This window comes from Acinetobacter sp. UBA6571, assembly GCF_002434085.1.
In the GTDB taxonomy this organism is placed as follows: domain Bacteria; phylum Pseudomonadota; class Gammaproteobacteria; order Pseudomonadales; family Moraxellaceae; genus Acinetobacter; species Acinetobacter radioresistens.
The window spans coordinates 1-4,313 of sequence record NZ_DJJJ01000009.1 but is presented as its reverse complement, the minus strand read 5'-3'; the positions used below and the strand labels follow the sequence as shown (position 1 = coordinate 4,313).

Annotated in this window: 5 protein-coding genes; 4 read left to right on the top strand and 1 reads right to left on the bottom strand. The window is 37.1% G+C overall.

The annotated features are described in order from the left end of the window. Nucleotides 1-402: 402 nt before the first annotated feature. Nucleotides 403-1,839 carry a MobQ family relaxase gene (mobQ, locus tag B3X18_RS01190; RefSeq protein WP_004641944.1) on the bottom strand — a complete coding sequence of 479 codons (1,437 nt, stop codon included), beginning with the start codon at nt 1,837-1,839 and terminating at the stop codon, nt 403-405. 209 nt (nt 1,840-2,048) lie between these two features. Between mobQ and B3X18_RS01185 the strand changes: the two genes are divergently transcribed. From B3X18_RS01185 to B3X18_RS01170, 4 genes are all read left to right on the top strand, one after another. Further along, complete coding sequence (locus B3X18_RS01185; RefSeq protein WP_286935054.1) at nt 2,049-2,315, top strand: mobilization protein; 267 nt, start codon at nt 2,049-2,051, stop codon at nt 2,313-2,315. 14 nt (nt 2,316-2,329) lie between these two features. After that, entirely contained in the window at nt 2,330-2,638 is a 309-nt protein-coding gene (locus tag B3X18_RS01180) for a hypothetical protein (RefSeq protein ID WP_001061745.1), read from the top strand. Nucleotides 2,639-3,000: 362 nt separating this feature from the next. Continuing rightward, nucleotides 3,001-4,053, top strand: a complete 1,053-nt coding sequence (locus tag B3X18_RS01175) for a hypothetical protein (RefSeq protein ID WP_286935038.1) — start codon at nt 3,001-3,003, stop codon at nt 4,051-4,053. Then, entirely contained in the window at nt 4,040-4,306 is a 267-nt protein-coding gene (locus B3X18_RS01170) for a hypothetical protein (protein ID WP_286935036.1), read from the top strand. Before B3X18_RS01175 ends, B3X18_RS01170 begins: the two co-directional genes overlap by 14 nt. Nucleotides 4,307-4,313: the final 7 nt, after the last annotated feature.

The following is a 4,313-nucleotide window of genomic DNA, read 5'->3' as shown; positions in this document are numbered from 1 at the left end:
TGCAAGGTAAACCTCGTTTTATAATCTCTCAAAGCCTTATAAATTCAGGTTTACAGGCTATCTAAAAGCATTTAAAAGCTTAAAAATAATTAAAAGCATATTTCATGAAAAATTGCCCTTGGTTTTCGCTTCGCTCAAACTCTATTGAATCTCGCTTTCGCTCGATTCGTCGGGGCAATTTTTGGTTAATATTTTCGTGACTTTTAGAAAAAGCAAAAGCAACTCGGAATTCGCTGCGCTCATGAACTTTTTTTCTCGCTACGCTCGATTTAAGAATCAAATTTGGAAAGTTCGCACCCATGCGGGATGCTCTGGTATACAGGTGATTGATGGATAGGGAGCTTGTAATCAGGGAAAGGAAAGGGCAAATTTTCTCAGTTCGCTCGTAGACACTCGCTCTGTTTAGCGACTCATGCCACGAGATTTCATTTTAGGCGCATGTTGCTGTGCTTTGAGTTGTTGTTCTTGTCTGAGTTTCAGCTGTTGTTCTGCTTTGATCTCATTCACACATTTTTTAATGACTTGATAGGTTGAGTATAGAGTCTGGTATTGCTTGGCTTTGGCCGGATGTTGTTGTTGGTACTGCTTCCAGGCATGTTCTTTGAACTTTTCATTTTCCAATAAATCCTTCACACCATGTTTTTTCTGGTGTTCATGCTGACCTTTTAGCTTTTTGTGTTCCTGATAAACCTCGTCACGTTGGGCTTCCCAGGCTTTTTTTCCAAACAGTAAGGGTTTGTTCTGGGTTAATTCATTGTGTTGATCGACCAGACTTTGCAACTTGTCATGACTTTGTTTTAGTCTGTTTTTCAAAATGTCTTGGGCGAGCTGCTGACTAAACTCATTTTTATGCTTTTGCATCTTGCCCAAGGTGTTTTCTGCCTTTTTAAAAACATCCTGCATAAATTCTAGGTCTAGATTCGCGTCTTTTGCGCTGATTTCGCGATTTAGCACTTTGCCAAGGGTTTCCCTCTGTTTTTCTTCAAACAGGGCTTTTTCGTCAATTGGTGGCGTTTTAGCACTATTTTTGATTTGGATCTGCTGTTCAGTTTTTAGTGTATTGAGTTTGATCTCATTTTCAGCAATCAGCAGATCCATATTTTTGCCGTATTGCAACTGAGCCTGATTTCTCTGTTTGATTTCGTCATTGCTTCGGCTGATTTCGGTCTCAATCCCTTTTCGGCGCAGTTCGGTGACTTTCGGCCCTTCGTGCAGCGTGGCTTCTAAACCATTCTCCTGGTCTTTGTAGCTGCGGTGGTCGACTCGGGCAGTGTATCCAGCCAGATCCAGGTGCATATTGCAGATATCGGCAAAGTGTTCGCGCCAGTGTTCGATTTCTCCACTGTGTTTCTGATCCAGTTCCCGGGTTTTCTCGGTGAAGCCTTCCGGAGTAAGTTTGCGTGTGCTCATCAGGATATGCGCGTGATAATTGCGTTCATCACTACCAGATCCAGTATGCGGTGCATGAATACAGGCATCGACGGCCACCTGATGTCTGTCCACGATACTGGCGCATAGCTCTTCGAGCATGGCCAGGCGTTGTTCCTGATTTAATTCACTTGGAAAAGCGATTTCAAATTCTCGGGCAACTGTCGAGTTTTTTCGGGTTTCCCGTTGTTCAACTTCGTTCCAGAGTCTTTCCCGGTTTTTTAAATGTTCTGGTGCGCCTTCGGGTAAATAAATTTCTTTATATTCCACACCTGTTTTTCGGCTGTAATCATGTTCTCGGCCCTCACGTTCACAATAGATCTTTTCACCTGCCCGATAGGCAATCGCAGCAGTAGCGGAACGCCCTGCTGATCGTGCTACGGTTTTGACTGAAAAGTGGTAAATCGCCATGCCTGTTTTTCGCTTTTAAATTTTCACGTAGTGAAATACAACCGTGGATACGGTTGTCGGGGTATTGGGGAGACCCCAATCGGACTTGCAAACGAAGTTTGCATAAGTGCACTCTTCGAGGAAAACATTACTATACATATAGCACCTTGAATGCAGATTCAAGTGCGCTTATGTTAGGGATGGTTTCCCAGGATGATGGTATTGGATTAATGAGCGTTACTGAAGCACTAGACAGCAAAATCAAGGCACAGGAAGAAAAGCTAAAGCAGTTAAAGGCTCAAAGACAGGCAGCACTGGCAAGAGAACGTGCCAAAGAGAAAGAGCAGGCACGAAAGGACGATACCAGACGCAAGATTTTGATCGGATCCTGTATGTTAAAAATCACTGAAGATGATGAACAGGCACGGGCTAAATTGATCGCTCAGATGGACCGGTATTTGACGGATGAAAGAGACAGAAAGTTATTTAATCTTTAATGTAGAACTCTAATATGAATAATTTATCAATAACTTCTCCCAAGGCTCCCTTGATTAAATCTTGGTTTGGTTTTGTCTTAGGTGCAGCATCTGTTGCTATAAGTCTATTTGGCTTATCCAAGAGTTTTGATTTAGCCGGAATTTTAAGTACTTTGGGTTTTTTATGTTTTTGGTATCCTTGGAGTCAAATGACTGGTTGGAAGGATCCAATAAAGAACTTTTTCAAAGTAGATGATCAATCAATGAGTAAATCATGCATCTACTTAACATTGATCGCCACAATACTACTTATAACTTCTACCGTGATAACTTTTATTAATTAAAATTCTAGGAAATATCCATTCATTTGGCTTTATACAAAGTGAGGTTTTTACCTCACTTTTTTGATTGCGTATAAGAGATTTTATGTTAAATGAATTCTAAATAGGTTGAATAACGTGTCGATGCAGTGTGTGAATCGTAATCTCCCTTTATAAGGGAAATTACAATTACCTACTGTCGTGGACGACCGATGCGTTGCTCCTTCAGTCCAAATCTGGTACTTAGCAATATTCTCTCGACATTCACCATCAGCCCGATAGCTATGTAAACGTTAAGTGAGTGCAACATTATTTTAAATAATATTTTATTGTTTTTAAAAGATATATTAGATTAATGAGATTAAATTTTGTGAAGTATATTTTTAATGGCAAATGATAAAATTGAAGCTCGAATTACTCTTTATAATATTTCTCAGGCTGGTTTATATGAGCGTGGAGAAAAAGATCCAATATTTGGTGATTTAAGTATTTTTTTAAAAGATTTAAAGGCTTGGGTTTCTGGTAAAACCTTAAACAAAACATGTACATATGCTTGTTTAGATGAAGATGAGTTAAAAACCTTTTGTTATGATATTCAAGAAGGAATACAAGGTCACTATCTTTTAATTACTTGGAACAAAGTATCTAGTTTTTCAAATAGCGTAGCTGCTGTTTCAGGAACTTCGAAAGTAGGTGAAGCTGACATAAAAACAACTAGTCATGGTTTAGATGATATCCCGGGATTTCCAACTTATTTTTGGATAATGCCAGATCAGAATAAATTTGCTGCAATTACTTTTGATTATTCACAAAATGGTAGACAAGATTTAAATAGATATTTACGTGAATTCTTTGGAAAATTAAGCGGTTATGTTGTAAAAAAGACTGATGAGGAAGGAAAAAAAGTAATACAACATTTTAAGGATCCAAAGGGAACTGAAACGTATCCGATGTTGTATGGGAAATTTGATGCAAAGTTGGTTGTTAATCCAGGAAAAGTACAATATTTATTGAATAATTGGAAAGATATTAGGAAGGTATACAGACATAATGAGATGTCAATTTCAGAAATGATTAAACTTCCTAGAGTTGCTACTTTAGGTAAATGGATAGGTATGAATTGTGAGTCTAAAAAGACTTCAGCTATAAAGTTTAAATTAGAAGCTGATATGATTTTTAATAATAAGGAAGAATTACAGTCTGTTATTGATGAATGGGATCAGATCCAAAATCCGACAAAATGGGAAAATTTAGGATTTGGTATGTTAGGTAATACTCAAAAACCAATTTGGTTATCTGCAAGTAGAGCGATTGATACTTTTAATTGCCCATTAGAACGAGATTCTAAGCAACTATTTAAATCTAAAGATTTGGTTCAATGGTTAGATTCGATCACACCAAAAATTCTAAAACTAGAAGAAAAAAATGAAAATAATTAAATATTTAGCAATATTTATATTTCTAATATTAATTCCTGTATATCTGATATTTATGTATGGAAAAAACGTTCCATATAGTGATCAAAAAGATATTTTAGATAGTTTAAAAGATACAGCTTCTATCATATTTGCAATTTTAGGAGCTTGGATTGCTGTTATCTATCCTAAGGAGTTACAAAAGAAAATTCTTAATATGGAAACAGATAATAATGAGATTATTTTTGAAAAACTTATTTATGGAGCCTGTAAATAATTTTGTG

Coding starts and splice junctions, on each gene's coding strand:
- B3X18_RS01180 (WP_001061745.1), top strand. CDS start 2,330: ATGAATAATTTATCAATAACTTCTCCCAAGGCTCCCTTGATTAAATCT.
- mobQ (WP_004641944.1), bottom strand. CDS start 1,839: ATGGCGATTTACCACTTTTCAGTCAAAACCGTAGCACGATCAGCAGGG.
- B3X18_RS01185 (WP_286935054.1), top strand. CDS start 2,049: ATGAGCGTTACTGAAGCACTAGACAGCAAAATCAAGGCACAGGAAGAA.
- B3X18_RS01170 (WP_286935036.1), top strand. CDS start 4,040: ATGAAAATAATTAAATATTTAGCAATATTTATATTTCTAATATTAATT.
- B3X18_RS01175 (WP_286935038.1), top strand. CDS start 3,001: ATGGCAAATGATAAAATTGAAGCTCGAATTACTCTTTATAATATTTCT.